Origin of the sequence: Pseudomonas sp. MF4836 (assembly GCF_002018875.1) — a bacterium.
Lineage (GTDB): Bacteria > Pseudomonadota > Gammaproteobacteria > Pseudomonadales > Pseudomonadaceae > Aquipseudomonas.
Map to the genome: position 1 here is coordinate 139,060 of NZ_MVOL01000014.1, position 25,973 is coordinate 165,032.

Sequence of the window (25,973 nt, forward strand, 5' to 3'; positions counted from 1 at the left end):
ATGCGTACTGTGCTGCTGACGGGTTTCGAACCCTTCGACCAAGACACCATCAACCCATCCTGGGAGGCCGTGCGCCGCCTGGACGGCACCGACCTGTGTGATGGCGTACGAATCATCGCCCGCCAGTTGCCCTGTGCATTTGTCACCTCGGGTACGCGCCTGAGTGAACTGCTCGCCGAGCACAGCCCGCAGATGGTCATCGCCACCGGGCTGGCCTCGGGTCGCAGCGAACTGTCCATCGAGCGCGTGGCGATCAACCTCAACGATGCGCGTATCCCGGATAACCTGGCCTATCAGCCGATAGACACCCCGGTAGAGGCTGGTGGCCCGGCGGCGTACTTCAGCACGCTGCCGATCAAGGCCATGGTCAAGGCGCTGCGCGAGGCCGGGATTCCTGCGGCGGTGTCGCAGACCGCCGGCACCTTCGTCTGCAACAGGGTGTTCTACAGCCTGCAGCACGCCCTGGTCGGTTCAGGGGTCCGCAGCGGGTTTATCCACGTGCCCTACCTGCCCGAACAGGTTGCGCGCAGTGCACCCGGGCAACCTTCACTGGCTCTGGAAACACTGGTCGAAGGCCTGCGAATCGCCGCGTTGAGTGCCTGGAACACCCAGGCCGATATTGCAGAAAGCGGCGGCCAAGTCTGCTGATTCCGCACAGCGCGATGAGGGTCACCGCCTCGCGCCGACATTGACTTCTCGGCAGCACATCGCCAGGATCCGCCGATGAACAACATTTGCCACACCGCCATGATGCGCCCGTACATGACCGCCTTCGGCGGGTCGTGAGGGCATACGCAGCGGTGTTGACGTATGACCAAAAGGCCCCGCCAGCGATGGACGGGGCCTTTTGGTTTCCGGGTCCTGCTGGCTGTCAAGGAGAAACGCCATGCTCACATTCAGACCCGCCAGGGAAGCGGATGCCCAGGCCTGCTGGGACATCCGGGTTGAGGCCATAAGAGCCGGCTGCTCAAGGGTGTATAGCCCCGAGCAGATCCGTATCTGGACCAGCGACAGCCCGTCCCCCGCCTATGCCGCCATGGTCGAGCGCCACTACCAGTTGGCAAGTATTGAGCAGCAGATCGTCGGCACCGGGATGATCGATCTGCAGAGCGGCAAAGTGGATGCCATTTTTATCAGGCCAACGTTCATGGGCCTGGGTGTAGGCCGGCAGATGCTGGCGCACCTGGAGCAACTTGCCCGGGAGAGGCACCTGCACCAGGTAAGCCTGGAGTCGACGCTTAACGCCGCGCCGTTTTATCGACACTGTGGCTACGCGGGAGAGCAGATCGCGACCTATGAGTCGCCACTCGGTATCTCCTTGGACTGCGTCCCCATGAGCAAAACATTGCGCCATTCGTTCGAGCATTGACCAACCTTTGAATTACCATGGGCGGCGTTTTTTATTGGCCGCCCATAAGGAGATCCGCGCCCATGAGTGAGTTTGATTTTGCCCAATTGCAGGCTGACCTTGAGTCCGCCTCGAGGCTGGCGCTGCTCCAGATCGCCAAAGCCCACCCTGAAGAAACACTGTGCAGCTTCGCCCTCTACAGCGATTGCGGGGCCATGACCGCCTGTATCGCCAGCAATACCCGGAGTCACCAGCAGCGTCATCAGGCCGAAAACCCCGATGACCAGGCCTACTACAAATTCTCACCGGCAGAGTGGCGTTTCGAAGGCCAGGGCGCCGACCAGGAAATCGGCCAGATCTGCACCCGACTGCGGGAACGCGCCCTGGATATCGAGGACGACCCCGGCTTTGGTGCCTTCCGCGACCAGCTGTACCAGACCTGCGTCCAGGCCCTGGAGAACTTGCGCAACCAAGGGGTTTTCTCCGGGTTCGGCGAGGACTTTCTGCTGGTGTTCGCCGTGTCGGATGACGACCCGGATCCCGCCGTCGAACTGGCCAATCTCAGCCGCCTGAACTCGCCCGCCACCGTCGAGGAATACAAGGCCTGGCAAGCCACCTGGGCCAGGCAATAAACCCTCGAGGCTGGCAGCACGCTGTAGCCTCAGGCAGTCGCCCGTGTTTTACACAGGTAAGGGCTTACCTAGTCACTTGGTAGTCACTTGGGTCAAAGGAATGAGATCAGCAGAAAACACCAATCCAGTACCCTCTCGCCCCTCGATTACCATCATCGGCGTTGCGCTGGGCCTGGCCGTTGCACTCTGCATCAGCGCACAAGGTCCGTACTTCTGGAGTAACTTCGCAGGTTATTGGTTACCGCAGGCGGCAGTGCTGGCCATGGCCATGCTGTTCAAGGCGTCACGGGCTGTGCTCGGTGGCGTCGCGCTGACGATGGCGCTGTACTTGTACCTTTTCGACAGCTGGGCCACCGAGTCCATGGCATGGCTGTTCTACCTGTTCAGCTTCCCTGGCGTGCTGGTTGGAGCACTGCTCGCCAGTGTCGCACCGTCACGCAAGCCCTACGAGGTCCTGATCGCTGCGGGCTGGGTGATCCTGGGCATCGTGGTGAACCTGACCATAATGCTGATCACGATGGCATAACACGGCACCTGGAGCCCCCTGGACGGGCATGAGGAGGCGGTTGGGCCTCATGCCTCCTCGGCAAACGCGTCCTTGATAAAAGCCTCCAGTTCCTTTTCCTCAAGCAGCTCAATGGAAAAATGCCCAAAGCGTTTCGGCAACCAGATGATGCGTGTGCCACTGGGTGATTGCAGATTATCGCGAGACAGCGGATTGCCGTTTTCATCTTCCGGCTGGACACCCTCCTCGACCAACTCGTCGTAGGCTGCCTCAATGTCCGGCGTGGAATAACAATGGCGGTAGATCATGCCTTCGCCGTTAGCGTCCATCAGCACCTTGAGATTGCCGGTAAACGGCTGCACGAGCATAAGGCGCTCCGTTCCAAACATCACAATCGCAAAACGCACGTGCAGGTCGCCACGCTGCCAGTCGAGCGTCTTTGAAATCCTTGCGCTAAAGACTCGAGCGTAATACCGGCAGGCTTCCTCAAGATCCTTGACCAGAACATCCACGTGGCTGAATTTTAATTTCAACGGCCTCACCCTTTTCCTGAAATGGGATTCATCGGTCTTCAGCCCGGCGCCACTGACCAAAGTGCTCAAACCTATCACTGATTGCGGCCCGGCAGGCGTTCCTCAACCCTCGAAAATGCTTGAGGCCAGCCCACCTGGAGCCATACTTATAGAGATAACGCTGTCGCCGACACGTGCAATAATCCCGCACGTTCCAAAGCAACGTCGCCCTACAGCAAATGGAGTTGCCCTTATGAAGAAGTACATCCTGTATCCGCTGCTTGCACTGCTTGCCGGATGCAGCACGGGGCCTTATTTACATCCGGAATCGCCCCTGGGCGAAAACGCGCTGCTGTCACGCACCTGCCCCGGACCCAAGGCAGCGATGAGCTTTGCCCCGCTATCGGAAGAGCTCAATTGGGTGCACCTATTGGTTTATGTGGCGCCGCCAGGAACCTCAAGCTGGCCAGGCAACCAACGTTCGACGGACACTGAACTGCGCCTGTTTGGTCGCCTGTACACGCCTCCCTACCTGCGCAACCTCAACACCCCGGAGCAACGCAGGGCGGCCTACAGACAGACCCCGCCAGCACTGTGGATCAGCGCTGCATCGCCGCAAGTCACGGTGACGCTGGCGACCGGGCAGCGCTATCAAGTCAGTATCGAACAGCTGAAAACCGGCTTTGATCCGCGAGAACAATTCCACAGCGGGTGGAAAGGAACGCCCCTGGGCAAAGGCGACATGGATGACTTCACCCTCACCTTCCCCGACCTTTTCATCAACGGCGAGAAAGTCCCCATGGCGCCCATCCACTTCAAGAAGCGCGAAGAACGCTACGCGCCGGTGTTCAACTGCTGACGGCCCATCATTCCTGATTGGCCGGCACAACGGGGATGACGTTCAAGACTGCGTGCGCTCCCCGTCGGATGGCAGCGCATCGAGCTGTATATAGGTGCGGAACACGTGGTCCCAGAGCGGCGAGGACACGCCGAAGTTTTTCTCGATGCCCTTGCGGTGATGCAGGTCGTGGTTGGCCACTAACCCGGAAATAAAGCGGTAGGCCCAATGCTCCGGACGGTGCATCACGTAATGCAACGAGATGTAGCAGAAGTAACCCACCACCACCCCGGCAAACACTGACGTCAGGTCCGTCCACCACGCGAGCAGCAAGAGCAGCGCGTACACCGAACTGGTTTTCCAGCTGGACACCCCGATGTAAGCCAGGACGTCGACATGGTGCGTCCAGTGTTCACGGCGGTACAGCGAGTGAAACAGGGAGCGGTGCACCCAATACTCGACCAGCGACCAGGCCAGCAGGCCGACCAGCGCCTGGCCAACATGAAAGGGCCCGAGGTACAGCGCCAGCAGGACAAACAACGGCGCGGTGAAAAAATCGAGGTAATAAGCCAGCGAAGACATCAGCCATTTATTGGACGCAGCCATGCGCGAAATTCCTTGTGAGAGCCGACGGACATCAGGTTATGAGCGGTTCGAGAAAAGCGTGCACACACTAACAGATGAGCCATGGGCAAACCTATGGCCTGAACCTCATCGGCTGCCACGTTGCAACTTCCGGTGCCGGTAGGACCGACAACCGGGCCTTTGCGCAGCAGCTGGATGCTCGCGCCTCAGCAATTCCAGGGGGCTTGAGCCTTCGCATCGATGCCATATTTCGTACGTGCACGGGCATGGGCGTCGGCATCAACCGAGGCCAGCGCCGCCAGTACGATGTGGTACCGATCCACTTCAAAAAAACTGCGCAAAGCCGCACGTGTGTCACTACGCCCGAAACCGTCGGTCCCGAGGGTGATGTAGGGCGCCTGTAAATAGGGGGCCAGCAACTGCACATAGGCCCGTACGTAATCGCTGGCCGCCACGATCGGGGTGCTGCCCGGCAGGCAGCGCTGCAAGTGACTGGGTTGCTGCACGTCACCACCGAATATCTGTTGACGCTGCGTTTCGCGGGCTTCACGGGCCAGTTCGGAAAAACTCGTCACGCTCCAGACTTCCGCACTGAACTGCCACTCTTCGTCCAGCATCCGTGCCGCAGCGATCACCTCGCGCAGAATGGCCCCCGAACCGAGCAGGCGTACCGAAGGCACCTGGTCACCGTAACGAGCGTAGAGGCGCATGCCGCGAATGACGTCTTCATGTTCGCTGGGTTGCAGTGAAGCCTGGACGTAGTTTTCGTTGGTCACTGTCAGGTAATAGAACTCATCCTGCTGCTGTTCCAGCATTCGCCGGCTGCCTTGATCGATAATCACTGCGGCCTCGCTGGCGAATGCTGGATCGTAGGCGCGACAGTTGGGGACCGTGGCCGCCATCAGTTGGCTGGAGCCATCCTGATGCTGCAACCCTTCGCCCGCCAGGGTGGTACGCCCCGCAGTCGCACCGATCAGGAATCCCCTGGCCCGCTGGTCAGCGGCGGCCCATATCAGGTCGCCAATGCGCTGAAAACCGAACATCGAATAGTAGATATAGAACGGCAGCATCGGCTCACCATTGACGCTGTACGAAGTAGCAGCGGCGATCCAGGAAGAGATGGCGCCCGCCTCGGTGATGCCCTCTTCCAGCAACTGCCCATCGACGGCTTCCTTGTAGTAGAGCAATGCACCGGCGTCTTCCGGCTCATACAACTGCCCCACTGCCGAGTAGATGCCGATCTGCCGGAACAGGTTGGCCATGCCAAACGTCCGCGCCTCATCCGCCACAATGGGCACGATGCGCGGCCCCAACTGCTTGTCCTTGATCAGTTGGGTGAACAGGCGCACAACCGCCATTGTCGTGGATATCTCCCGCTCATCGGCGGTCAGGGCAAAGCGCCCATAGCTGTCGAGCGGCGGGACTTTGACCGAGGCAACCTGGCTGCTGCGCTTGGGCAGATAACCGCCCAAGGCTTGGCGCTGCCGATGCAGGTAACGCAACTCGGGGCTGTCTTCGGCTGGCCGGTAAAAACGCATTTCCTCCACGGCCTGGTCATCGAGCGGCAAGGCAAAACGATCGCGAAACGCCTTGAGCGCCTCGACATCCAGTTTTTTCTGTTGATGGGACGTATTGCGCGACTCGCCGATCCGGCCCATGCCATAGCCTTTCTTGGTTTTGGCCAGCACCACCGTCGGTCGCCCCTGGTGTCGCCTGGCGGCGTCGAATGCAGCATGCAACTTGCGAAAATCATGTCCGCCCCGGCGCAACGCGTCGATCTGATCCGGGCTCATGTCGGCCACCAGTGCCTGCAATTGCGGGTCCTGATCGAAGAAGTGACTTTGGTTATAGGCGCCGTCATTGGCCCCAAGATTCTGGTACTGGCCGTCCACCATTCCGGCGAAATGACGTAACAGCGCCTGCCCCTCGTCACGGGCAAACAGTGGGTCCCAATCCGACCCCCAAAGCACCTTGATCACATTCCACCCGGCACCGCTGAACAACGACTCCAGCTCCTGGACGATCTGCCCATTGCCTCGCACGGGGCCGTCCAGGCGTTGCAAATTGCAATTGATCACAAACGTGACATTGTCCAGGTTTTCCCGCGCGGCCAATGACAACGCAGCCATGGACTCCGGCTCATCCATCTCACCATCACCAAAGACTCCCCAGACATGACGCCCCGCAGTCGAAGCCAACCCACGGTGCTGCAGGTAACGCAGAAACCGCGCCTGGTAAATGGCATTGATCGGCCCTATCCCCATGGAACCGGTAGGAAATTGCCAAAAATCGGGCATCAGCCACGGATGCGGATAGGAGCACAGCCCTGCGCCCTGCACTTCTTGCCGGTAGCGCTCGAGTTGCGCTTCCTGCAAGCGCCCTTCGAGAAAGGCCCGCGCATAGACGCCGGGAGCAGAGTGGGCCTGGAAGTAAACCAGATCGCCCCGCCCCTCTTCACTGTCAGCGCGAAAAAAGTGATTGAACCCTACCTCGAATATCTCGGCGGCCGATGCGTAACTGGCGATGTGACCGCCTAGCTCGCCATAGGCCTTGTTCGCCCGGGCGACCATGGCCAGCGCATTCCAGCGGATGATCGAGGTGATTCGTTCCTCCATCACCAGGTTGCCGGGGTAAACCGGCTGCTGTTCGAGCGTAATGCTGTTCTGGTAGAGCGAATACGCATTCGCGGCGCCCGGGACACCCAGGCGATTGGCCTGCTCGGCCAACCGCTGCAGCAAGTACCGGACGCGCGGCCGGCCCCCTACCCGGGCGACGCCCTTCAGGGCTTCAAGCCACTCGTTGGTTTCACTGACGTCCACATCGTCGTCGACAGGTGATCCATGGGTTGGACGTTGCGTGAAGTCTTTCATTGCAGGGCACCCCGACAGACAGGAGCAACCACCCGGCACGCTAGCGTGCCTGAGAGGTTGAGTGGACGACTGAAATTGGCAACTGGGCTAGGCCGAAACTTGCTCAAGAAATATCAGTTGCAACGGCTCATCCAAAAGCGCGCCGGCCGTGGTGGCAAAGCGTTGAAAGTACGGCATGGCGAAATGAGCATCGAGCGCGGCTTGATCCTTGAAGGCTTCGCGCATATAGAACGTTCCGTGCTCATCGCGCAGCTCGAACAGCACGTAATCAAGGTTTCCAGGTTCCGCCCGGGTCGGTTCTATCAGTGCCAACAACGCCTCTTTCAACGCCTGCCGTTGGCCGGTCTTGGCCTTGAGCACTGCAATCGAGACCACTGCCTGATGGGACGCATTCATCATCAAACTCTCCAGGGTTCGCATTATGTAAACGGTGGCATGGGGTGCAATCAGTGGGTTGGCGCTGGCGCGGCGTCGATTTTGAGCCGCATCAGGCTGTAGGGTTTTTCCCGCTGATCCTGGCCGGAACGGAACGCTGCCTGGCGGTGCAATTGGTTCGCGGTGAAGTACAGATAACCATCCGGACCAATTGCCAGGGTGTCGGGCCAGAGCAACCGGGGATCGTGCACCAGTGTTTGCCAACGCCCGTCAGGCAGGCGCTTGCGGATGGCGTTGTGCTCGTAGTCCCCCGCGTAAATGGCGCCGTCGGCGTCGGCTTCCAAACCATCGGAGGCGCCTTTTTCCCCCAGGTCCTGCACCGCGGCGGCAAGCTGCTGTTCGCTGACGTTGGCATCGCGCAGCAACGCCGTGGAGACAGCAAACAGATGCCGACTGGACAGTGGCGTGAAGTAGAGGGTGTTCCCGTCTGCTGACAAGGCGATACCGTCCGAGGCTACCGCCAGCGGCTTGCGCTCACCATTCGGTCCATCGACCATGACCGGCAAGCCTTCGACGACCGGCACAAATTCTGGGGCAACCGAGGTGGCCGGGGCGCCGCTCAAGCGCCGGATGGCACGTCCGCTGGCGATATCCATGACAATGATCGCGCCGGGGCCACGCAGGGAGGAGTCGGTGATATAGACCGTGCCTTGCGTTCCCGTGCGAAAGTCAAAGCGCATGTCGTTGACATAGGTGCTGGGCAACATGACGTTATCCGGAAACACCAGCCGCTTGACGATACGGTTGCTGGCAAGATCAACCGCCACCAGTTTCGCCCCGCGCGGCTTCGGATCCGAGAACCCGGGAGCCGCGGTGTCGAGCAACCAGACACGGCCCTGACCATCGGCCACGACACTTTGCACGCTGATCAAACCATCGCCCGGATCCCGAGGGTTCTCCTGGTTGATCTGCGCATTGGGGTAGGCCACCACCTTTCCATCGCGAATTTCACCCACCGTAAACGGCACCGTGTCGCCCCAGCGTGGGAAGTTGACGAAAATCCGTCCGGTCTCACTGACGGTCACCCCCGTGGGCATGGCATCGTAAAAAGCATGGACCTGCTCAAGCTTGCCGAAGGCTTTGTCGGCGGGTGCATCTTCAGCCAATCCGACGGCGGTTATTGCATGGGCCATCGGCACGGCGAACACCGCTGCCGAGACTATCGCGAGTACTGCGGGTAGGTTTTTAATGCGCATGGTGTGCTCCCGATGGGCCTGTCAGCGGCCCACCTGCAGGTGTGGGGATGATGATCAGAAACCTTCGAGAACGATCTTGCCTTTGGCTTTTCCGCTCTCGACCAGCCCATGGGCGCGGCGCATATTGGCGGCATTGATGAGGCCGAAGTGCTCCCCCAGGGTGGTTCGTAAAACGCCCTGATCGATCAGGTTGGAGACGCGATTGAGCAAGTGGTGCTGCTTGATCATGTCCGGGGTTTCGAACAGCGAGCGGGTAAACATGAGTTCCCAGTGCAACGACAGGGACTTTCGCTTGAGGGGCATCACATCCAGGCTCTGCGGGTCGTCGATCACAGCCAGGCGCCCCTGCGGACGCAGCACCTCGATCAACTGCAAAAGGTGTAGCTCGGTATGGGTCAGGCTGGCCACATAGCTGACCTCTGCCACTCCCAGTGCTTCCAACTGGGGAAGCAGTGGCTGGCTGTGGTCGATCACATGGTGGGCCCCCATGTGCCGAACCCAATCTGCGGTCTCCGCCCGCGAAGCGGTACCGATAACGGTCAGCCGGGTCAACTGGCGGGCCAGTTGCACCAGCATCGAACCAACGCCACCGGCCGCACCGATGATCAGCAGACACTCGCCCTGCCCTGACTCCTCGGCGACCCCCAGGCGGTCAAACAGCAGTTCCCAGGCGGTTATCGACGTCAGCGGCAACGCTGCAGCGGAGGCTGCACCTAACGATCGCGGCTTATGCCCGACAATTCGCTCATCCACCAGGTGCAATTGGCTATAGCTGCCGGCGCGGACAATGGAGCCCGCGTAGAACACTTCATCGCCGGGATGAAACAGTGTCACTTCAGCGCCCACTTCACGGACGATACCTGCGGCGTCCCAGCCCAGGATTTTCGGTTCTCTGGTGAAAGTCCCAGCACGCACTTTGGTGTCGACCGGGTTGACTGAAACCGCCTGCACTTCCACCAGCAGATCCCTGGGGCCAGGAGTCGGCACAGGAACGTCAATATCCTGCAGTGCCTGAGGATCTTCGATGGGCAAGGCGTGTTGGGTAAAGGAAATCGCTTTCATGGACACTCGCTGTATGAAGGGCTGATGCGCTCAATTGCGATCATCTTCGGCTTCCCATGGGCAAAGAAAAACCTGCAGAATGCACCAACACTTTCACTGCAGGAGTGAAAATGATCCGTATTGATGATCTTGGCCTGTTCGTGCGCAGCGCCGCATTGGGCAGCTTCACCGCCGCAGCACTGGAAGCAGATCTGTTACCTGGCCAGGTTGCAGCGGCGATCAAGCGCCTGGAGCGCGAGCTGGATGTGCGTTTGTTCGCCCGCACCACCCGCAGCCTCAGACTGACTGCCGAGGGTGAGCAGTACCTGCCCACGGCCCTCTCTGTGCTTGAGACCTTGAAGCAAGGAGAGGAAAGCCTGCACGGAGCAAATGCCCGTCTTCGTGGAGTACTGCAAGTGGCGGCACCGTCCGATCTGGGGCGCAATATTCTGCTGCCATGGCTCTCGGCATTCCGCCGCCAGCATCCGGAACTCAGTTTGCGTTTTGTCCTCTCCGACCAGGTGGCGGATCTGTTTCGCGAACCGGTCGATGTGGCGATACGGTACGGATCGAATGAGGATGCCAACTATGTTGCCCTGCCCCTGGCGCCCTGGAATCGGAGGGTGCTGGTTGCGTCCACAGACTATGTCGAGCGCCATGGATACCCGAGCACCCCGGATGACCTGAGCCGCCATCCGTGCTTGCTCTACCTGCAAAACGGCCGGGTCTACGACAAGTGGCGCCTGGGTAACCAGTCGATCCAGGTGAGCGGCCCACTGTTCAGTGACGACGCCGATGTGGTCCGACGCTGGGCCCTGGGCGGAGAAGGTATCGCCAACAAATCCTGGCTGGATGTCAGCAGCGATGTAGCGGCTGGACGCCTGGTGGTGCTACTGCCTGAGTACCCCGGCGACGCTTCGCCGTTAAGCCTGGTGTGCCCGCACCGTAAACAGATCTCGCCAGCGGTGACTCAGCTCTACAGTTGGCTCAGCAGTCAATTCTCCATGCTGGAGCGCATCTGAGCTCATGCCGTGGGGCAGTAACATCCTCAGGTCCCGGGCAGTTACCGGCTAAGCCAGAACCACATCGAAAAATGAGCTGATCAGCCGACTGGTACGTCGCTCCGCCAGGCAATAGAGATAGGTTTCGGTGTAAAGCGGATCGCCCGCAATGCGGATCGTGCGAATACGAGGATCGGCAATGAACTCGGCCTCGGAGACAACACCCAGCCCCAGCCCCCGCACCACGGCCTCGCGCAAGGCTTCGCGACTGCCGATTTCCATGGCGATGCGCGGAACGATTGCTGCCGCGAGCAACGCCTGTTCCAGGACCAGACGTGTGGTCGACCCGGGCTCGCGTTGCAGCAGCCGTTGACCTTCCAGCTCCTCCAGGCGCACTGAACCACGCCCGGCAAAAGGATGCTCATGGTGGGCAAACAGAATGATCGGGTGGCGCGCGTAACGCACCGAGCAGAGCCCTGGATCATCGTTTCGACCGGCAAGCACCGCAATATCCGTCACATAGTTTTCAAGATCAGCCAGCACTTGGGCCGAGTTGCCGACCCGGATCGACACGTCGATGCGCGGATGGCGCTGAAGGTAGTTATCCACCATTTCGATCACGTGAAAGGGGCCGACCGCGCCAAGTTTCAACTGGCCACTGTCCAGCTGACCGGAGTCACGCAGCAGGTTGTGCGCATCCAGGTCCAGCGCCGCCATTGCTTGAGCGATCGGCAGCAACTGCCGGCCGACATCCGACAACTCGATGCGCCGTCCCCGGCGATTGAACAGTTCCAGATTGTACTGGCGCTCCAGGCTCTGCACCTGGGTGGTCAACGTCGGCTGGCTGAGCCCCAGCGCCCGTGCGCCGGCGCTGAAACTTGCGTGGCGGGCCACGGCGAGAAAGGCGCGCATCTTTGCGGTGGACATCCATAGATCCCATCAATAGTTGAGTGCTGAAATCCATATTGAATTGATCGTATGACTGTCACGTGACATTTCTAGCCTGAGGCCACTTCAACCAACCTCCTGGAATGCCATGAACAATTTCTCCAGATTCTTGCGTATCGCCGCTATTGCCTGCCTCTCGATAAGCGCTGCCTGCCAAGCCTCGGCGAACGACAAGCTGAGAATTGGCCTGATCCCATCAGAGGACTCCCAGGCAATGATCGAGTCCAGCAAGCAGGTACTCAGCAGCCTGGAGAAAAAGCTGGGCATGCCCGTCGAGCCCTTTGTCGCGACCGACTACAACGGCATCATCGAAGCATTGCGGGCCGGCAAACTGGACGTGGCCTATCTCGGTCCGTTCTCCTATGTGCTGGCTACGTCGGTGGCCGATGTCGAGGCCTTCGCGGTGGCGGTCACCAAAAAAACCGGCCAGAGCGCCTACCACAGCCTGATTCTGGCGCACAAGGACAGTGGGATTGGTGAATTGTCCGACCTCAAGGGCCATACCTTCGCCTTTGTCGATCCAAGCTCTGCATCCGGTCACCTATTCCCCAAGGCCGGGCTGGAGCAGGCCGGCTTCGATCCGGAAAAACTGTTTTCACGGGTAATCTTCTCCGGCTCCCATGACGCCAGCATCCTCGCAGTCGCGAACCGCAAGGTCGACGCTGCCGCAGTGGCCGACCGCATTCTTGCCAACGCAGTGGCCAGAGGCCTGGTCAAAGACGATGACCTCCAGGTGGTTTGGAGTTCGCGGCCGATTCCGGAGTCGCCAATGGTCTGGCGCAAAAATCTCGACCCGGCGCTCAAAGAGAAAGTCGCTGCGGCCCTGGCTTCGATCAAGGACGTGCCTTGGGGTGACCAAGGCCAACTGGATGGCTTCCAGCCCACCACTGATGCGGCTTACGACGTGGTGCGCGAAACCGCCAAGGTCCTCGACCTCGATTTGCGGAGACTGAAATGATCAGCATCCGCCAACTGACCAAGCATTACGGCTCCAACACGGTCTTGCGCGGTGTCGACCTGGACGTCGCCGCCGGTGAGTTTGTGGTGGTGCTGGGCCAATCCGGCGCGGGCAAGTCGACGTTGCTGCGCTGTATCAATCGACTGGTCCAGGCTGATTCCGGGACGCTTACCGTGGCGGGCATGGATGCACTGACCTGTCGCGATACCAGCGCCCTGCGACGTCAGGCGGCAATGATCTTCCAGCACCACAACGTCGTGCCACGCCTCAGCGTATTGAAAAATGTGCTCACCGGCCGCCTGGGCGCAGTGTCTACCTTGACCTCGATCTTGCAGCTGTTCAGTCGCGAAGATGTGGCGTTGGCCATGCAATGCCTGGAGCGTGTGGAGCTGGCGCATAAAGCCCGGGAGCGCACCGATGCACTGTCCGGAGGGCAGATGCAGCGGGTAGGCATTGCCCGGGCCCTGGCGCAACGACCGAAGGTGATCCTGGCGGACGAGCCGGTGGCCAGTCTCGACCCGAACACGGCGCGCCTGGTGCTGCAATACCTGCGCGATGCCACCCGTGAATTGGGGATCACAGTGGTGTGCAACCTGCACCAGGTTGATTACGCCCGCGAGTTTGGGGATCGGATTGTCGGCCTGGCCCACGGCAAGCTGGTGTATGACGGCAACGCGGCCCAGATGACCGAAGCTGATCTGCAGCGCATCTACCCTGGCCAGCCAGTGTCGGCAGAGGATGCAGAGGCGACAGCGGCCAAGCCGCTGATCCGAGCCACAGAGCTGAGGGTTTGAACATGAAACAGCAAAACTATCTGTGGACCGTGGACCTGCCTCGCGGAACCCGCGGTTGGCTATCGACGTGCGCGGTTGTACTGGCCGTGGTGTTGACACTTCACTGGAGCGCCGCGGGCGCGCAGTTGAGCGTGGGTGAACTGGCTGCCGGTCTGCCGCAAATCGGCGATTTCCTGGCGCGCACGGTTCCACCAGACCTGAGCATCCTCCCAAGATTGCTGGCGCCCGCCGTTGAAACGCTGCAAATCGCGATCTGGGGCACACTGCTCGGCGTGTTACTGGCCATCCCGCTGGCATTTCTCGCCGCACGCAACCTGAGCCGAAATCGCCTGGTGTTCCTTGCGACCCGGCAGTTCCTCAACGTGACCCGCAGCATCAACGAACTGATCCTGGCGTTGATATTCGTCTCGGCCGTTGGCCTGGGCCCCTTCCCTGGCGTACTGGCATTGGCGCTGCACGGCCTGGGCATGCTGGGCAAGTTCTTTGCCGAAAGCATCGAGGAGATTGATCAGGGCCCGATAGAGGCATTGCAGGCGACCGGTGCCCGACCGTTGCAGGTCATCGTTTTTGGCGTGTTGCCACAAGTCATCACCGCCTGGATTGCCGTGATCCTGTACCGCTTCGAAGTCAATCTGCGCTCGGCCACCGTGCTCGGCATGGTCGGTGCCGGCGGGCTCGGGTTTGAGCTGGTGAGCAGTCTCAAGCTCTTCAAGTATCAGGAAACCGCCACCTGCATCATCGTCATCACCCTGATGGTGATCGCGGCCGATGCCGTCTCCGGAAGATTGCGCAATGCGATTCAGCGAGGAGCTCATCGCTGAAGCCAGCGCATGCACAAACGCCTTGCTGGCTCAGGTATCGGGCCAGCCGATTAAAGCCTGCGAATTATCGATTTGAGCTGTTGTTGAAGGGCCCCGAGTATGGGGCCACTTCCAACAACAAAAACCAGGGACTCACCATGACCACCCGATTCCACAACCCTGTAGACACCCGTTTTGGCTGGAACAGCCTTATTGAACTGGTCGCTATCACCGAAAACCAGAAAGTCGCCCTCGTTACCTTTCCTGAAGCTCGCGGCCTGGGGTTGCTCGATCGGATTCATGACTTGCTGGGCGAGCGCCTGGTGTACGTCATCGACGATGTCCAACCCAACCCGGACGTGGCCCACCTGCGCGACACTTACGATCGTTTCTGGCAACAGGCCGGCGACTGCCAGACGGTCATCGCCGTCGGGGGTGGCAGCGCGATCGATACGGCCAAAGCGTTGATCGTGGGCACCGAGTCGGGGCGCTTTGATGAATTGCTCGCGCTGCTGTCCACGGGAAAGACGTTCGTCCCGGTGCGTAGCAAGGTACTGATCGCGGCCCCGACCACGGCGGGCACCGGCAGCGAAGTCACTCCCTGGGCCACGATCTGGGATTCGGCCAGCCACAAGAAATACTCCCTGCACCTGGAATGCACCTGGCCCAAAGTGGCCATTATCGACCCACAACTGATGCTTACGGTTCCGGCGGGGGTCACGGTTTCAACGGGGCTGGATGCGCTGTCCCATGCCCTTGAGTCGATCTGGAACATCAATGCCAACCCGGTTTCGGACACCTTGGCCGTCTCTGCCATCGAGGACATTCTGGAATGCCTGCCGCAACTGCGCCGTGACTTATCCAACCATGAACTGCGCTCGCGCATGGCATTGGCCGCGCTAAAGGCCGGATTGGCGTTCTCCAATACCAAAACCGCCCTGGCCCATTCGATCTCCTACGAAATGACTTTGCGCTACGGCCTGGCACACGGAATAGCCTGCTCCTTCACCCTGCCGCTGGTGCTGGGCCTGGCCTGGGGCCACGACGCCGCACGCGACCGGACCCTGCAGCGCATATTCGGTAACGACCTGCAAAAGGCTCAGGGTCAGTTACGTGAATTCCTGCACAGCCTGGATGTAAAAACCGAGTTTTCCGACTATGGGGTCACGGCATCGGAGGCCGAAGACATGGTCAATTTCGCCATGCAGGGCGCCAGAGGCAAAAACTTCATCGGCACACAAGCCGCCTAGAGCCCAACCACCCCCCAAACACTGTCAGCGGCATGACGAGCCGCGACGATTTCCTGCAGCCCCTGAAAAGAGTGCACCCTCCGAACTCACTCGGCGGGAACGAACAATAATAAGGAAAAGATCATGAATCGTGCCTACACCATGCCTGGTCTCGCCGTCCGCACTTCACCGTTCCGAGTCGCCCAATGGCGCATGCTGCTGGCGGCCATGTTCTGCTATTTGTTTTTCTACACCGGACGGCAAACATTCGGCTTCGCCATTCCGGGGATCCAGGCCGAGTTCGGCTTGAGCAAGGAAACACTGGGCTGGGCGTCTGCGGCCATGCTCTGGGCCTACGCTATCGGCCAAGCCATTAACGGTAACCTCGCCGACAAATTCGGCGGCCGCCGCATCATGACCCTCGGCGCCGTCCTGTCCTGTGCAGCTAACTGGGTGACCAGCTTTGCCTCGGGCTTCGTCGGTCTTATTTTGCCCTGGGGGATCAACGGCTACTTCCAGGCCCTGGGCTGGGCACCGGGGAGTCGGTTGATCTCCAATTGGTGGAGTGCCGGCGAGCGCGGCAAGGTGTATGGCTTCTATGTATTTGCCGCCGGGTGCGCCTCAGTCCTGTCCTACGTGACTTCAATCATTGTGCTTGAGGTGCTGCAACTGGAATGGCGCTGGATCTTTCGGCTGCCGGTTTTATTGATGTTGGCCGGCGGCATCATTTTCTACCTGGTGGCTCGTGAGCGCCCCCAGGACCTGGGCTTCGAGGCGCTGGCCGATACCGGCGTCGCCAATGCCGAGGATAAAAACCACGAGGTGGCAGACGGCGAAGCCGAATCCTCCGCGCAACGCTATAAAGCCGTGCTCAAGAATTTCCGCTTGATCGTCGCCGCCATCTCCCTGGGGTTTCAGAACGCTGCGCGCTACGGCCTGATCGTCTGGGTGCCGGTGCATTTTCTGGGGGCCAACTGGAAAAGCGGCGACAGCATGATCGATCCGAAGTGGATTACCGTTGCCCTGCCGGTGGGCATGGCGATTGGTGCCCTCAGTAACGGCTGGGTTTCGGACAAGCTGTTTGGCTCCAAGCGCTACCTGGCAATCATGCTTTACATGTTCCTTGGCGCCGCAACCAGCCTGTGGATGTGGAGCCTGCCCCCCCATAGCGCAATAGGGCTTGTGGCATTGTTTCTCTGCGGCTTCTTTGTCTACGGCCCCGCATCGAGTTTCTGGGCCCTGTGCCCCGACCTGGTCGGAGCAAAACGGGCCGGCACGGCAACCGGAGTCATGAACTTCTCGTCCTATCTGTTTGCCGGCCTGGCAGAGCCGTTGATCGGCAGTATGCTCGACAGTACCGGCAATACATCGTTGATCTTCATCGTGGTTACGTCGGCATGTGTGTGCAGTGCAGCGGTCGCGCTTTTCATCCGACGCTGACTATTCGACATAAAGACGCGACTCACGGCTGACCACTCACGAACAGGATCTTTTCATGTACCAGTACCACAAGTGGTTACGCTCCTTTCATGCAGTGGCGAAGACCGGCAGCTTCACACTCGCCGCCCAATACCTGAGCGTCGGCCAGCCAACGGTCAGTGAACAGGTAAACGCGCTGGAGAAAACATTCTCGGTGGAGCTCTTCCATCGTCGTGGACGCTTTATCGAGATGAGTTCGGCGGGACACAAGCTCTATGGAATCACCCAGGGCCTGTTTGGCCAGGAAGATGAAGCCGTGCAACTTTTGCAAAGCTTCAAGCAACGCAAGACCGGCATGTTGCGCCTGGGTGCGGTCTCCCCACCGATTGCGATGAACCTGACGTATGAGCTGATGCAGCAACACCCGGACATTGAACTGGAAACGTCGTTTTCTCCTGAAAAAGAGACACTGGACCGCTTGTTCAACTTCGATATCGATGTGGCAATTCTTGCACTCTCCGAATTCGACCAGCGCTTTGATACCCAGCTTTACCGACGCTACCCGATTATTGCGGTGGTTCGCGACGACCACCCCTGGGCAAGCCAGGACGAGGTTCGGGTCGAGCAAATCAGCGGCGAGAAGTGGGTACTCCGCGAAAAAAGCTCACGCACCCGTCAATTAGTCGAGGAAAGCTGCAAGCGGCTGGACGTAGACCTGAACTGCGTCATGCAGCTCAACAGTCGCGAAGCCATTGTCCACGCCATCGCCAAGGGCATCGGCATCGGTTTCGTGTCCGCCGTGGAGTACGCAGAAACTCCGGGAACCAAACCGATCACCTTTGTTAACCACCCGTTCTCCATCGACTATCACCTGTGCTGCCTCGGTATTCGCCGAAATCGGCCGATGATCGCCGAGCTGTTCGACTCAAGTCCAACGCCGACAACCTGACCCACTAACGCGCTGCACCATTCAAAGGCCTACTTCTCGCAGATGAGAGGGACGGCCGGACCCTACCGCAAAAATGGAGACTCACCATGCACTACCAACACCCTACCCAACTGCAAGCCGTGGTCCTGGACTGGGCAGGTACCGTCGTTGATTTCGGCTCCTTCGCCCCCACTCAAATCTTCGTGGAAGCCTTCGGTGAATTCGGCGTTGCCGTCTCGCTTGAAGAAGCCCGCGGCCCCATGGGCATGGGCAAGTGGGACCACATCCGCACCTTGTGCAACCAACCGCAGATCGCCGAACGCTATCGTGCGGTCTTCGGTCGCCTGCCGACCGATGCCGACGTCACCGCACTGTATGAACGCTTCATGCCGCTTCAGATCGAAAAGATCGCCTTGCACTCGGCGCTGATTCCGGGAGCCCTGGACGCCATCGGCGCGCTGCGTGACAGGGGCCTGAAAATAGGTTCGTGTTCCGGTTACCCGGCAGTCGTCATGGCCAAAGTGGTGGAGTTGGCGCGACAAAACGGCTATGTCGCCGACCATGTAGTAGCGACCGATGAAGTGCCCAATGGACGCCCGCACCCAGCTCAGGCCTTGGCCAATGTGATTGCCTTGGGAGTCAGTGACGTTGCCGCCTGCGTCAAGGTCGATGACACCTGGCCCGGCATTCTCGAAGGCCGCAGTGCCGGCATGTGGACCGTCGCCCTGACCTGTTCCGGCAACGCGCTGGGCTTGACCTACGACCAGTACAAGGCGATGCCACACGAGCAACTGGCTGCAGAACGTGGCCGTATCGCCCACATGTTCGAAGGCGCCCGCCCGCACTACCTGATCGACACCATCGTCGAACTGCCGACAGTCATCGATGACATCAATGCCCGCCTGGCTCGTGGAGAAACTCCACAGGGCTGCTGACGCAATACGGCTTGGCCGGCTTGCGCCGGCCCGCCACCACGGCTAATTCAGGCGGGCATGTTCTGCATACCTGGCCTATAACCCAGGCGGAATGTACCCAGGTACAAAAGGAACGTTTATACATTTGCCATGCAGGATTCGTCCGTCCTCGATTCTGAACAGTACGATTTTTTTGGCTTTATTGACGGTCGCCTCAAGTTTGCAATCAGAGCTGTGCCCACGGTTGGGTAATACTCGGTGTAAACCATCCCATTGCCCGTGTGATTCATTGAAGTTCCGGCCGCTTCGGTGGTTGTCCAGCTGGAAGATTTATACCAAGTCAGAAGAACCAGCGTTTCGCCGCCAGCGCCGTTCTGTTTCTGCATTGAATCGGGTTTGCCAAATAAATCCAGGGCTTCCTGGACGTCTCGTCCTTCCCAGCGAGACTGGGCAATCAAGTGGCACCCGTTGATAAGCAAAACACTAGGCAAGATGAATATCAGTGAGAATGCCTTAATCCATTTGCACATCACTACTTCCTTTATCATAGGCAAGACAAAAATGTTGAAGACGGGTTTTTGACCCGCCAAGACCGGTGAATGTAAGGAAGAACACTGGCGATTCCTGCTACTGATCAATGCGCCAATTCCCACTTATTTTTCATTGCCCAACAGGGTGTCCAGGTCATCTATCATCTGGTTCCTTTTCTGGCTCGGCCCCATCTTTTCAAACATTGCCTGGGCGGTCTGAATCATTTGCATGTATTCCATCTTGCCCATTGCAAGCATGTCATTGTTATTGCGATTACCCGGTGCACAGACAAAGGCAAAGGTGCGTTGTACCCAAGGTTCCTTTACATCCTGCCATTGAGTGGACACCGTCAGATGCCGCAGGCTGTAGTCATTGCCTTCTGAGACTGACGTTACCCAGAGCACGCTGCACAAGCCCCCAGCAAATAACCGCATCGACGGGATTGGCAAAAGAGCTCTTCTCTCAAGGTGTTACGATTACCGGCTTTCACTGCCAGGATCTGCCTTCCATGACACCTATCATCTGTGCCAATGAGTTCGACATCTGCGTCTCAATGCCCGACCTGGTCACATGGATCGAAGACAAGCACATCCCCAACGCCGATCTGTCGGCCGCATTGAATGCCGTGGGAATCGCGCTGAACATTACCGAACTTTACGATACCTACTTCGACGACACGCCTGCTGGCGCCGGCGACGTGCATATTTACCCGTGCGCTGATAAGCAAAGTTTCCTGGTTATTGATCTATATCGTGACCTGACCGATCAGCTGGACATCGTGAGCGCCTCATTGAAAATCGAGCCAGCCGTGCTCCATTTGGCCCTGCCTTATCTGCGACGCTTTTTCGACGCAGCCGAATGTCAGGTGGCCTTCAGGCAATCCAGTCACTCACAGCAGTTGCGCTCATTGATCGATGAAAGCCGATACCCTGCACCGGTCGATAATGGTGGCTATCAGCAGCAGCTCATCACCCATGGTTGAGCCCTGCCCGTAGTCCCTTGAATGGCGTTTCATCCTGCTGCTCTGTTCATTCCTCGACTTGAATCCCATAAAAAACCGCCAGCGGCGTACTCCCGTGGCGGCTTTCATGACGACTGCCCAACCAAGGCCAGGAAATGCTCGACGGTGAACGCCGTTCCTGTAGACCTTGCAGGCCTTCAATTCATACCGGAACGGCTGCAGTTCCAGTCAGGACATGTGTAGGCCAAGGGCGAAACGCTCCATCAGCGAAGCTGTTTTTCAACATCCCCAAGGTGGCTTTCGAGCACCATGATGGACTCGCTCAGACCTGATATCGCGTCATGCAGCGCCTTGACGATGATGAGCATCTCGTCGCTGTGCTTGCTGGCCTGCTGCAAGGCAAATGTAGATCGAGCTTTGACGCGGTCCAGTGGTTCCTTGATGTGATTTCTCATGGCATGTCCCTTCGATTTGAGTGGAGGCATAACGCTACTACGGCTCCCACTTTTTCAGCTACTGGGCTTTCATCCATGCTGGATACCCGGACAGACTATTTGGAGTGCGGCGCCCGTAGAGCGTGAAATTCGCTACCGGGAAAGGTCGCGGCGCATCACCACCATTCCGATTTCAGCCTTGTCGGTACTGAAGGGTATTTCGCCCACTGCCTCGAACCCGAAGCGTTCATAGAAGCGCTGCGCATTGGCATTGGTCCTCAGAACATCCAACGCTATAAAGCCTTCATCACGCTCTTTTGCCATCTGGCAAATGACCTGCAGAAGTTGCTTCCCGTAGCCATTGCCTGCCTGTGATTTCAGGAAGTAGATTTTCTGCAATTCCGCGCCCACCTCTGCTGATACAGGCATCGGTTTAGACCAGTTGATCTTTGCAAAGCCTACAACACGGCCCTCTGCGTCGGATGCCAAGAGCCAGCTATGGGCGGCGGGCAACTGCAGTGACTTCTGAAGTGCGTCGATTGAGAAGTCCTGGTTCAGGAAGTCTTGCATACCTGTGGCAGTCCAGATGTCCGAAAAATGCTCTCGGTAAGTCTCTATGCCAATATCACTCAGTGCTTGAATATCTTCGGTAGTCGCTTCTCGAATTGTGATCACTGCCTGCTCCCTGCCTTTGATTGGCGCCAAGCAATACTCGCAACCCGCCCCTCATTTCAAGCCCTGCCTGAGCGAGGGAACAAAGGAGTGTGTCGAGCACAGGTTGGCATTGCCGTGTACAACGTCCAAAGCAAATGCCTGGTTGACCCGGTCAAGCAACGGCTAACCTGCCATTGGAAAGAGGAATTCCCATGAATAAATACACGTTGGCCCCGCTTCTGCTGTCGCTGCTCACCCTGGCCACGACCGGCTGCAAACAGGAAGCGGCGGCAATCTACACCGGGCCTTTCGGCCTGCAGATGGGAATGACCATCGAGCAAGCCCGGGCCGTCACCCAGGTCTTGGGCAGCGACACTCGACGCAACGTTCTGCTGGTCGAACGCCCACCAAGGCCCATTGCCGGGTTTGAGGAGTTGTCCCTCAAGTTCGGTAAAGAGGTTGGCCTCTGCGAAATCTACACGGCGGTCGAGATCCCGGGAGATACGCAGGACTCGGCAATCCGCGCCCGCTTCGAAGAACTGACTCGGTTACTCGCCCAGCGATATGGCCCGCCTTCGGTCGCCATCGACCAAACCGTCGATGACGAGCGCCAGCAGGTTTTAGTATCCCAGTGGCTGGCATCTCGCGGAGCGAGTCTGGAAGGCGCGTCTGAGGCCGTACTGACGGTGGGTAGGCGCGATGTCGACCCCGTCAGCATCGGCCTGTCCATTTCAGGCCCTGGATCCGAGCAGTGCCAGCAGGAGCAACGCCAGGAATAGCCGATGGCTGGAGCTCTTACGGATAGGCCACCCAGAAAACCCTTGGCAATTGGAATGCTGCGATGAAGAAAAATACCCTAGGCCTGCTTTTCCTATCAGTTTTATTGGCGGCCTGCGGCCCCAACAAACTCGTTTCCGACCTGCCTTCGCCAAGTCGGCAATACCATGTCGAGGTCCGCCAATGCCCCCAAAGCGGTGCAATCACCTGGAGCGAGAAGATACAGGTCTCCATTCTTGAATCCGGCCTATCGGCAGACTGCCAATCAGCGGTGAACGCGCTGGCGCAGTTCGACACCAGCGTGCCTGAGAGCCAGCTGCAACTCGAATGGGTTTCAGATACCGAACTCAGAGCCTGGCATCCGGATTTCAATCCCGGCTATGGGCCGGCTGCCGTGACTTACAAACACGATGCTCCGGTCAAGGTGATCTTTTCGCCGAAGAGCTGACCCTGGGAATTCCGCCTGCCTGTCAGCCCTATGCAGAACACCCAGCGCATGAGCCAGAAGCGGCCAAGACAACCTATGGTTTTATGAAACAGAGACTGCCGGCTGCAACAGCAACACCGTAGCCGGCCCCGCGCGAAACGTTGGGTTACGCTTGGCTGCCTCCAACATATGTGGCGCAAGATTGTGAGCCGCCAGCGCTTCTTTTGATGCCCATTTCTCGATCAACACAAAACTGTCGCTGTTGCCGGCCACAGGGTGCATGTCGTATTGAATACACCCCGGCTCAGCTCGGACCAAGGGCGCAAGCAGTTCAAAAGCCGCCAGTTGCTCGGAACCTCGACCTGACTGGGTATTAATGATCACCACCAGCCGAACTTCATCAGACATAAGTAATACCGCAACGTTGGAGAGGAAAGACACAGTACGCCACCACGCTACGCAGATGCAGCCCCGTTGCAACTCCCGAACTCAGGTCGTGGCTAAAAAACCACGTAGAATACGTTTCCACTCAAACTAAGGATCAGTTACCCAGTATGAGGATTCCAACAGCGCCCACAGTGGACTTCCTGAATATCTCTCTCCGACAACTGGAGCGAACGGATGTAAAAGCCTGGTACGCCTACCTTTCAAACAGCGAGGTTACCCAACACACCAGTTGGAATTTGCGTGCCGAGGAAGATCTTTTTCCCATGTTTGACGAGATAGACTCGACACAACCCTCCTCGATAAGACGGCTGGCAATCATCAATCAAGCCAGTGGTGATCTGATCGGGACCATCGGCTTCCACAGCATTTCTGAAGCAAACCGAAGCGCGGAGATTGCTTATGATCTAGCGCCTGCGTATTGGGGAAAAGGCATTGCGAGCGCTGTCTGTTCGTCTGTAACGCAATGGGCATTTACGGAGTACGGCTTTATACGGGTGCAAGGCACAGTTCTTGAAACCAACCGTGGTTCAGCCAAGGTTCTTGTGAAGTGTGGATTCCAATACGAAGGAAAACTGAGATCGTTTCGCATGGTTCGCGGACGCCCTGGCAACTTTGAAATGTATGCCATTTTGAATACCGACTGACGATCCAAACAGGTGTGCTCGCCGCAGCCAAGGGCCGCCAAAAGACAATGAACGTGCTCTGGCGCCGGTGCCCGCTTTTCCCGCGAAAGGCCTTACCGGGATAGCCACAACGCAGCGCAACTCAGAAAGCCCGCCGGCCTCGCCAAGCCTCGCTGCGCGTCCTTATTGGTTAGGGTCTGCCGGCCATCTGGCGAGCGTAATGTCGATCACTAAGGTCTTTATTAGGATCGGCCTTGGCCCAGCGCTGTGGTTGCGGGCAGTCCACGCAGCTCAGTGATTTCTTGTCAGCGCTGAGGGTATAAAGATGAGCCTTTGGCTCAGTTCCAATCTTCAGCCCAGTGTCGGTGACCTCAAATCCAGGATTCATCTGCGACAGACGATCCATGCTCTCAAAGTTGAACGACCACTGTTTGATCTGGCTTTTGCGCAAAATGGTCATAATGCTGAGCGGGTCTTGTTTGCTGACGCGCTGGTAGACCCACTCGCCTTCATACGGGCCAAGCTTCGCAGCGGCCTGCCCCCGCTTGGCGTCTTCCAGGATTTGCTCCTGCATCTTTTGCATTTTCGCATTCAGTGCCTCCTCATCCTTGCGCGCCTGATCCTTGAGCATTTGCTCTACGTCATAAGGCCCTTTGGGATCAAACTTCCAAAGCGTCTCGTCCTTGATGCCCAGCACCTTGCAGTTGAGGCAGTCGAGGCTTCGCTCGTCGACGTTACGCTTCAGCGCCAGGCGCTCAGTACCGTTCACATCATCGAGAAGAAGCTTCTCACCTTTGACCGAGACCTTCATTTTGACCAAGGGTTTGATACGGCCCTCTGCCCCCTCCTGCCCGAAAATCTCTGCTTCATCGCCGTGGACATTGAGGACCATCGTCCTCTCGCTGTTGGGGGACTTGAATCGGTAAGCGCCTGTGAAGTTATCGCCGCCGCAGCCGGCGAGGAGTGAACCGGCAACAACAGCCGCCGCTAGTTTGAACAGGGGATTCATAGTGTCCTTGCTATCTGTTTCTGACGCCCGTCGCGAAGCGCGCTGTACGCATGAGTCAGTGGTTGGGGCGAGAAATGACTCGCCAAAAAAGAGGCGTCATTTTGCCATCATCTACCCAAATCGTCATCAATACAGAACGCGATCACCCAGAGCCGAGCGTTCCACCCTCGCCGATAAGCTCATATTGGTCCTCGCTACGGGCTCTTAGATTGTGTTTTCTCCAGTAACCTCTGGAGAGGCTCACTTTGATCTTGCGCTTTGTATCTAGTTTTTGTGGCGTTCACTGCAAGGGGTTATCTCCCCTTTCTTTCATGCCTCATAGCGCAGACCTCGTGAACATCGGGATCAAAAAAACCCGCCGAAGCGGGTCTTGGTGCCAATGGTTGCTCGCTACCGGCTGATGGTCTTCAAAAACTGCACCGCATCAATAAACTGTTCGGCGGTCGCCTGGGTTCGCATGTGCACATTACGCAGACCGCTGCCGTCAACGTTGCGGATCACGACGGTGTAGCGCCCTTCGCGGCCGCGAGTTTTGTGAATGGTGGTAGTGCCCAGCGAGCGGAAATAGATACGCTGGCCCATCGCTTTGGTGACCGTGGTGCTGTTGCCCGCGGCAATTGCGCCGTTACCAATAGGAGCGGCCGTGGCAAAGCCCGAGCTTTTGGAAATAGTCCCATCAGAAAGCAGAATGAATTCATCGGTGACCTCAACATATTGAGGGCGCTTCTTGCTGAAGTCCTCATAGAACACCTGTTCAACCACCGATACAGCACGCTCCCGGGTCATGCCCGGCTGCGCCTTAGCGGCGTAATCGATCGGTTGAGAGCCACAGCCTGCAAGCGCTGCGACAGCCAACATGATCATTCCTATCCTTTTCATGCCTTCTTTCCGGTTTGTGCGGTTAATGCCTAAGCGCTGGGTGAATCGACCTTAAGGCAGATTACCAACAGACTGAGCCAGCGCCGGCAGCGGTTACTGCCAACACTCGCGGCAAGATGCAGACACTTGTGTGTTTAGGGTCCGCAATTAAGCTATTTGCTTTGGATTGACTGGAGTTTTGATTACTTTCGCCAAGTCGTCCTGAAAAACGGAAGCACGAGAAAAACCAAGCCTCCAGCAAGAATGCCCATCCCGAAAGTATGTACGAAACTCTCCTG

General features: G+C 58.4%; 31 protein-coding genes. 17 read left to right on the plus strand and 14 right to left on the minus strand.

What is annotated here, in order from left to right; translation table 11 throughout:
• From pcp to MF4836_RS27765, 4 genes are all read left to right on the plus strand, one after another.
• Positions 1-648 carry a pyroglutamyl-peptidase I gene (pcp, locus tag MF4836_RS27750; RefSeq protein WP_078473104.1) on the plus strand — a complete coding sequence of 216 codons (648 nt, stop codon included), beginning with the start codon at positions 1-3 and terminating at the stop codon, positions 646-648.
• Positions 649-886: 238 nt separating this feature from the next.
• A complete protein-coding gene (locus MF4836_RS27755; RefSeq protein WP_078473028.1) occupies positions 887-1,369 on the plus strand; it encodes a GNAT family N-acetyltransferase in 483 nt (160 codons plus the stop codon).
• Between the two features lie 62 nt (positions 1,370-1,431).
• The gene (locus tag MF4836_RS27760) at positions 1,432-1,980 is read left to right on the plus strand and encodes a DUF4303 domain-containing protein (RefSeq protein ID WP_161955771.1); all 549 of its coding nucleotides are present in this window, start codon (positions 1,432-1,434) and stop codon (positions 1,978-1,980) included.
• 100 nt (positions 1,981-2,080) lie between these two features.
• Entirely contained in the window at positions 2,081-2,506 is a 426-nt protein-coding gene (locus MF4836_RS27765) for a hypothetical protein (protein ID WP_078473030.1), read from the plus strand.
• Between the two features lie 47 nt (positions 2,507-2,553).
• Here the strand turns inward: MF4836_RS27765 and MF4836_RS27770 are convergent, their stop codons facing one another.
• The gene (locus tag MF4836_RS27770; RefSeq protein WP_078473105.1) at positions 2,554-3,018 is read right to left on the minus strand and encodes a VOC family protein; all 465 of its coding nucleotides are present in this window, start codon (positions 3,016-3,018) and stop codon (positions 2,554-2,556) included.
• A gap of 232 nt (positions 3,019-3,250) precedes the next feature.
• Between MF4836_RS27770 and MF4836_RS27775 the strand changes: the two genes are divergently transcribed.
• Entirely contained in the window at positions 3,251-3,856 is a 606-nt protein-coding gene (locus MF4836_RS27775) for a hypothetical protein (protein ID WP_078473031.1), read from the plus strand.
• Positions 3,857-3,898: 42 nt separating this feature from the next.
• Here the strand turns inward: MF4836_RS27775 and MF4836_RS27780 are convergent, their stop codons facing one another.
• From MF4836_RS27780 to MF4836_RS27800, 5 genes are all read right to left on the minus strand, one after another.
• The gene (locus MF4836_RS27780; RefSeq protein ID WP_078473032.1) at positions 3,899-4,441 is read right to left on the minus strand and encodes a sterol desaturase family protein; all 543 of its coding nucleotides are present in this window, start codon (positions 4,439-4,441) and stop codon (positions 3,899-3,901) included.
• Between the two features lie 185 nt (positions 4,442-4,626).
• A complete protein-coding gene (mdeB, locus tag MF4836_RS27785) occupies positions 4,627-7,290 on the minus strand; it encodes an alpha-ketoglutarate dehydrogenase (RefSeq protein ID WP_078473033.1) in 2,664 nt (887 codons plus the stop codon).
• A gap of 87 nt (positions 7,291-7,377) precedes the next feature.
• Positions 7,378-7,686, minus strand: coding sequence for a putative quinol monooxygenase (locus MF4836_RS27790; RefSeq protein ID WP_078473106.1), 309 nt, complete (start codon positions 7,684-7,686; stop codon positions 7,378-7,380).
• 50 nt (positions 7,687-7,736) lie between these two features.
• Positions 7,737-8,921: an L-dopachrome tautomerase-related protein gene (locus MF4836_RS27795; RefSeq protein WP_078473034.1), complete on the minus strand. Its 1,185-nt coding sequence runs from the start codon at positions 8,919-8,921 to the stop codon at positions 7,737-7,739.
• Positions 8,922-8,975: 54 nt separating this feature from the next.
• The gene (locus tag MF4836_RS27800) at positions 8,976-9,983 is read right to left on the minus strand and encodes a zinc-binding alcohol dehydrogenase family protein (RefSeq protein ID WP_078473035.1); all 1,008 of its coding nucleotides are present in this window, start codon (positions 9,981-9,983) and stop codon (positions 8,976-8,978) included.
• A 110-nt stretch (positions 9,984-10,093) separates the two neighbouring features.
• On the opposite strand from MF4836_RS27800, the gene MF4836_RS27805 reads away from it, so the two are divergent.
• On the plus strand, positions 10,094-10,984 hold the full coding sequence (locus MF4836_RS27805) for a LysR family transcriptional regulator (protein ID WP_078473036.1): 891 nt from the start codon (positions 10,094-10,096) through the stop codon (positions 10,982-10,984).
• 48 nt (positions 10,985-11,032) lie between these two features.
• On the opposite strand, the gene MF4836_RS27810 is transcribed toward MF4836_RS27805, so the two are convergent.
• Positions 11,033-11,890, minus strand: coding sequence for a LysR substrate-binding domain-containing protein (locus tag MF4836_RS27810; RefSeq protein WP_078473037.1), 858 nt, complete (start codon positions 11,888-11,890; stop codon positions 11,033-11,035).
• Positions 11,891-11,999: 109 nt separating this feature from the next.
• On the opposite strand from MF4836_RS27810, the gene phnD reads away from it, so the two are divergent.
• The 7 genes from phnD (at position 12,000) to phnX (ending at position 18,974) form a co-directional block, all read left to right on the plus strand.
• Positions 12,000-12,869, plus strand: coding sequence for a phosphonate ABC transporter substrate-binding protein (phnD, locus tag MF4836_RS27815; RefSeq protein ID WP_078473038.1), 870 nt, complete (start codon positions 12,000-12,002; stop codon positions 12,867-12,869).
• On the plus strand, positions 12,866-13,663 hold the full coding sequence (gene phnC / locus MF4836_RS27820) for a phosphonate ABC transporter ATP-binding protein (protein ID WP_078473039.1): 798 nt from the start codon (positions 12,866-12,868) through the stop codon (positions 13,661-13,663). Before phnD ends, phnC begins: the two co-directional genes overlap by 4 nt.
• A gap of 2 nt (positions 13,664-13,665) precedes the next feature.
• Positions 13,666-14,484 (plus strand): phosphonate ABC transporter, permease protein PhnE, encoded by an 819-nt coding sequence (gene phnE, locus MF4836_RS27825; protein ID WP_078473040.1) that lies wholly within the window; start codon positions 13,666-13,668, stop codon positions 14,482-14,484.
• A gap of 137 nt (positions 14,485-14,621) precedes the next feature.
• The gene (gene psrA / locus MF4836_RS27830) at positions 14,622-15,713 is read left to right on the plus strand and encodes an iron-containing alcohol dehydrogenase PsrA (protein WP_078473107.1); all 1,092 of its coding nucleotides are present in this window, start codon (positions 14,622-14,624) and stop codon (positions 15,711-15,713) included.
• Positions 15,714-15,836: 123 nt separating this feature from the next.
• Positions 15,837-17,132, plus strand: a complete 1,296-nt coding sequence (locus tag MF4836_RS27835) for an MFS transporter (protein ID WP_078473041.1) — start codon at positions 15,837-15,839, stop codon at positions 17,130-17,132.
• A 55-nt stretch (positions 17,133-17,187) separates the two neighbouring features.
• Positions 17,188-18,060, plus strand: coding sequence for a LysR substrate-binding domain-containing protein (locus tag MF4836_RS27840; protein WP_078473042.1), 873 nt, complete (start codon positions 17,188-17,190; stop codon positions 18,058-18,060).
• An 86-nt stretch (positions 18,061-18,146) separates the two neighbouring features.
• Entirely contained in the window at positions 18,147-18,974 is an 828-nt protein-coding gene (gene phnX, locus MF4836_RS27845; RefSeq protein WP_078473043.1) for a phosphonoacetaldehyde hydrolase, read from the plus strand.
• A 116-nt stretch (positions 18,975-19,090) separates the two neighbouring features.
• Here phnX and MF4836_RS27850 read toward each other — a convergent pair whose 3' ends face one another.
• Complete coding sequence (locus tag MF4836_RS27850) at positions 19,091-19,483, minus strand: hypothetical protein (protein ID WP_238596217.1); 393 nt, start codon at positions 19,481-19,483, stop codon at positions 19,091-19,093.
• Between the two features lie 123 nt (positions 19,484-19,606).
• Entirely contained in the window at positions 19,607-19,933 is a 327-nt protein-coding gene (locus MF4836_RS35195) for a hypothetical protein (RefSeq protein ID WP_153050274.1), read from the minus strand.
• Between the two features lie 59 nt (positions 19,934-19,992).
• Between MF4836_RS35195 and MF4836_RS27855 the strand changes: the two genes are divergently transcribed.
• Positions 19,993-20,466, plus strand: a complete 474-nt coding sequence (locus tag MF4836_RS27855) for a hypothetical protein (RefSeq protein ID WP_078473044.1) — start codon at positions 19,993-19,995, stop codon at positions 20,464-20,466.
• Between the two features lie 242 nt (positions 20,467-20,708).
• On the opposite strand, the gene MF4836_RS27860 is transcribed toward MF4836_RS27855, so the two are convergent.
• Positions 20,709-20,900, minus strand: coding sequence for a hypothetical protein (locus MF4836_RS27860; RefSeq protein WP_078473045.1), 192 nt, complete (start codon positions 20,898-20,900; stop codon positions 20,709-20,711).
• A gap of 132 nt (positions 20,901-21,032) precedes the next feature.
• Positions 21,033-21,554, minus strand: coding sequence for a GNAT family N-acetyltransferase (locus MF4836_RS27865; RefSeq protein WP_078473108.1), 522 nt, complete (start codon positions 21,552-21,554; stop codon positions 21,033-21,035).
• Positions 21,555-21,745: 191 nt separating this feature from the next.
• Between MF4836_RS27865 and MF4836_RS27870 the strand changes: the two genes are divergently transcribed.
• A complete protein-coding gene (locus tag MF4836_RS27870; RefSeq protein ID WP_078473046.1) occupies positions 21,746-22,312 on the plus strand; it encodes a hypothetical protein in 567 nt (188 codons plus the stop codon).
• Positions 22,313-22,374: 62 nt separating this feature from the next.
• On the plus strand, positions 22,375-22,758 hold the full coding sequence (locus MF4836_RS27875) for a hypothetical protein (protein WP_078473047.1): 384 nt from the start codon (positions 22,375-22,377) through the stop codon (positions 22,756-22,758).
• 81 nt (positions 22,759-22,839) lie between these two features.
• On the opposite strand, the gene MF4836_RS27880 is transcribed toward MF4836_RS27875, so the two are convergent.
• The gene (locus tag MF4836_RS27880; RefSeq protein ID WP_078473048.1) at positions 22,840-23,145 is read right to left on the minus strand and encodes a putative quinol monooxygenase; all 306 of its coding nucleotides are present in this window, start codon (positions 23,143-23,145) and stop codon (positions 22,840-22,842) included.
• 146 nt (positions 23,146-23,291) lie between these two features.
• Between MF4836_RS27880 and MF4836_RS27885 the strand changes: the two genes are divergently transcribed.
• A complete protein-coding gene (locus MF4836_RS27885) occupies positions 23,292-23,828 on the plus strand; it encodes a GNAT family N-acetyltransferase (RefSeq protein ID WP_078473049.1) in 537 nt (178 codons plus the stop codon).
• A gap of 169 nt (positions 23,829-23,997) precedes the next feature.
• On the opposite strand, the gene MF4836_RS27890 is transcribed toward MF4836_RS27885, so the two are convergent.
• Positions 23,998-24,816 carry a hypothetical protein gene (locus MF4836_RS27890; RefSeq protein ID WP_178102992.1) on the minus strand — a complete coding sequence of 273 codons (819 nt, stop codon included), beginning with the start codon at positions 24,814-24,816 and terminating at the stop codon, positions 23,998-24,000.
• 390 nt (positions 24,817-25,206) lie between these two features.
• A complete protein-coding gene (locus tag MF4836_RS27895; RefSeq protein ID WP_153050275.1) occupies positions 25,207-25,674 on the minus strand; it encodes a hypothetical protein in 468 nt (155 codons plus the stop codon).
• Between the last annotated feature and the right edge of the window lie 299 nt (positions 25,675-25,973).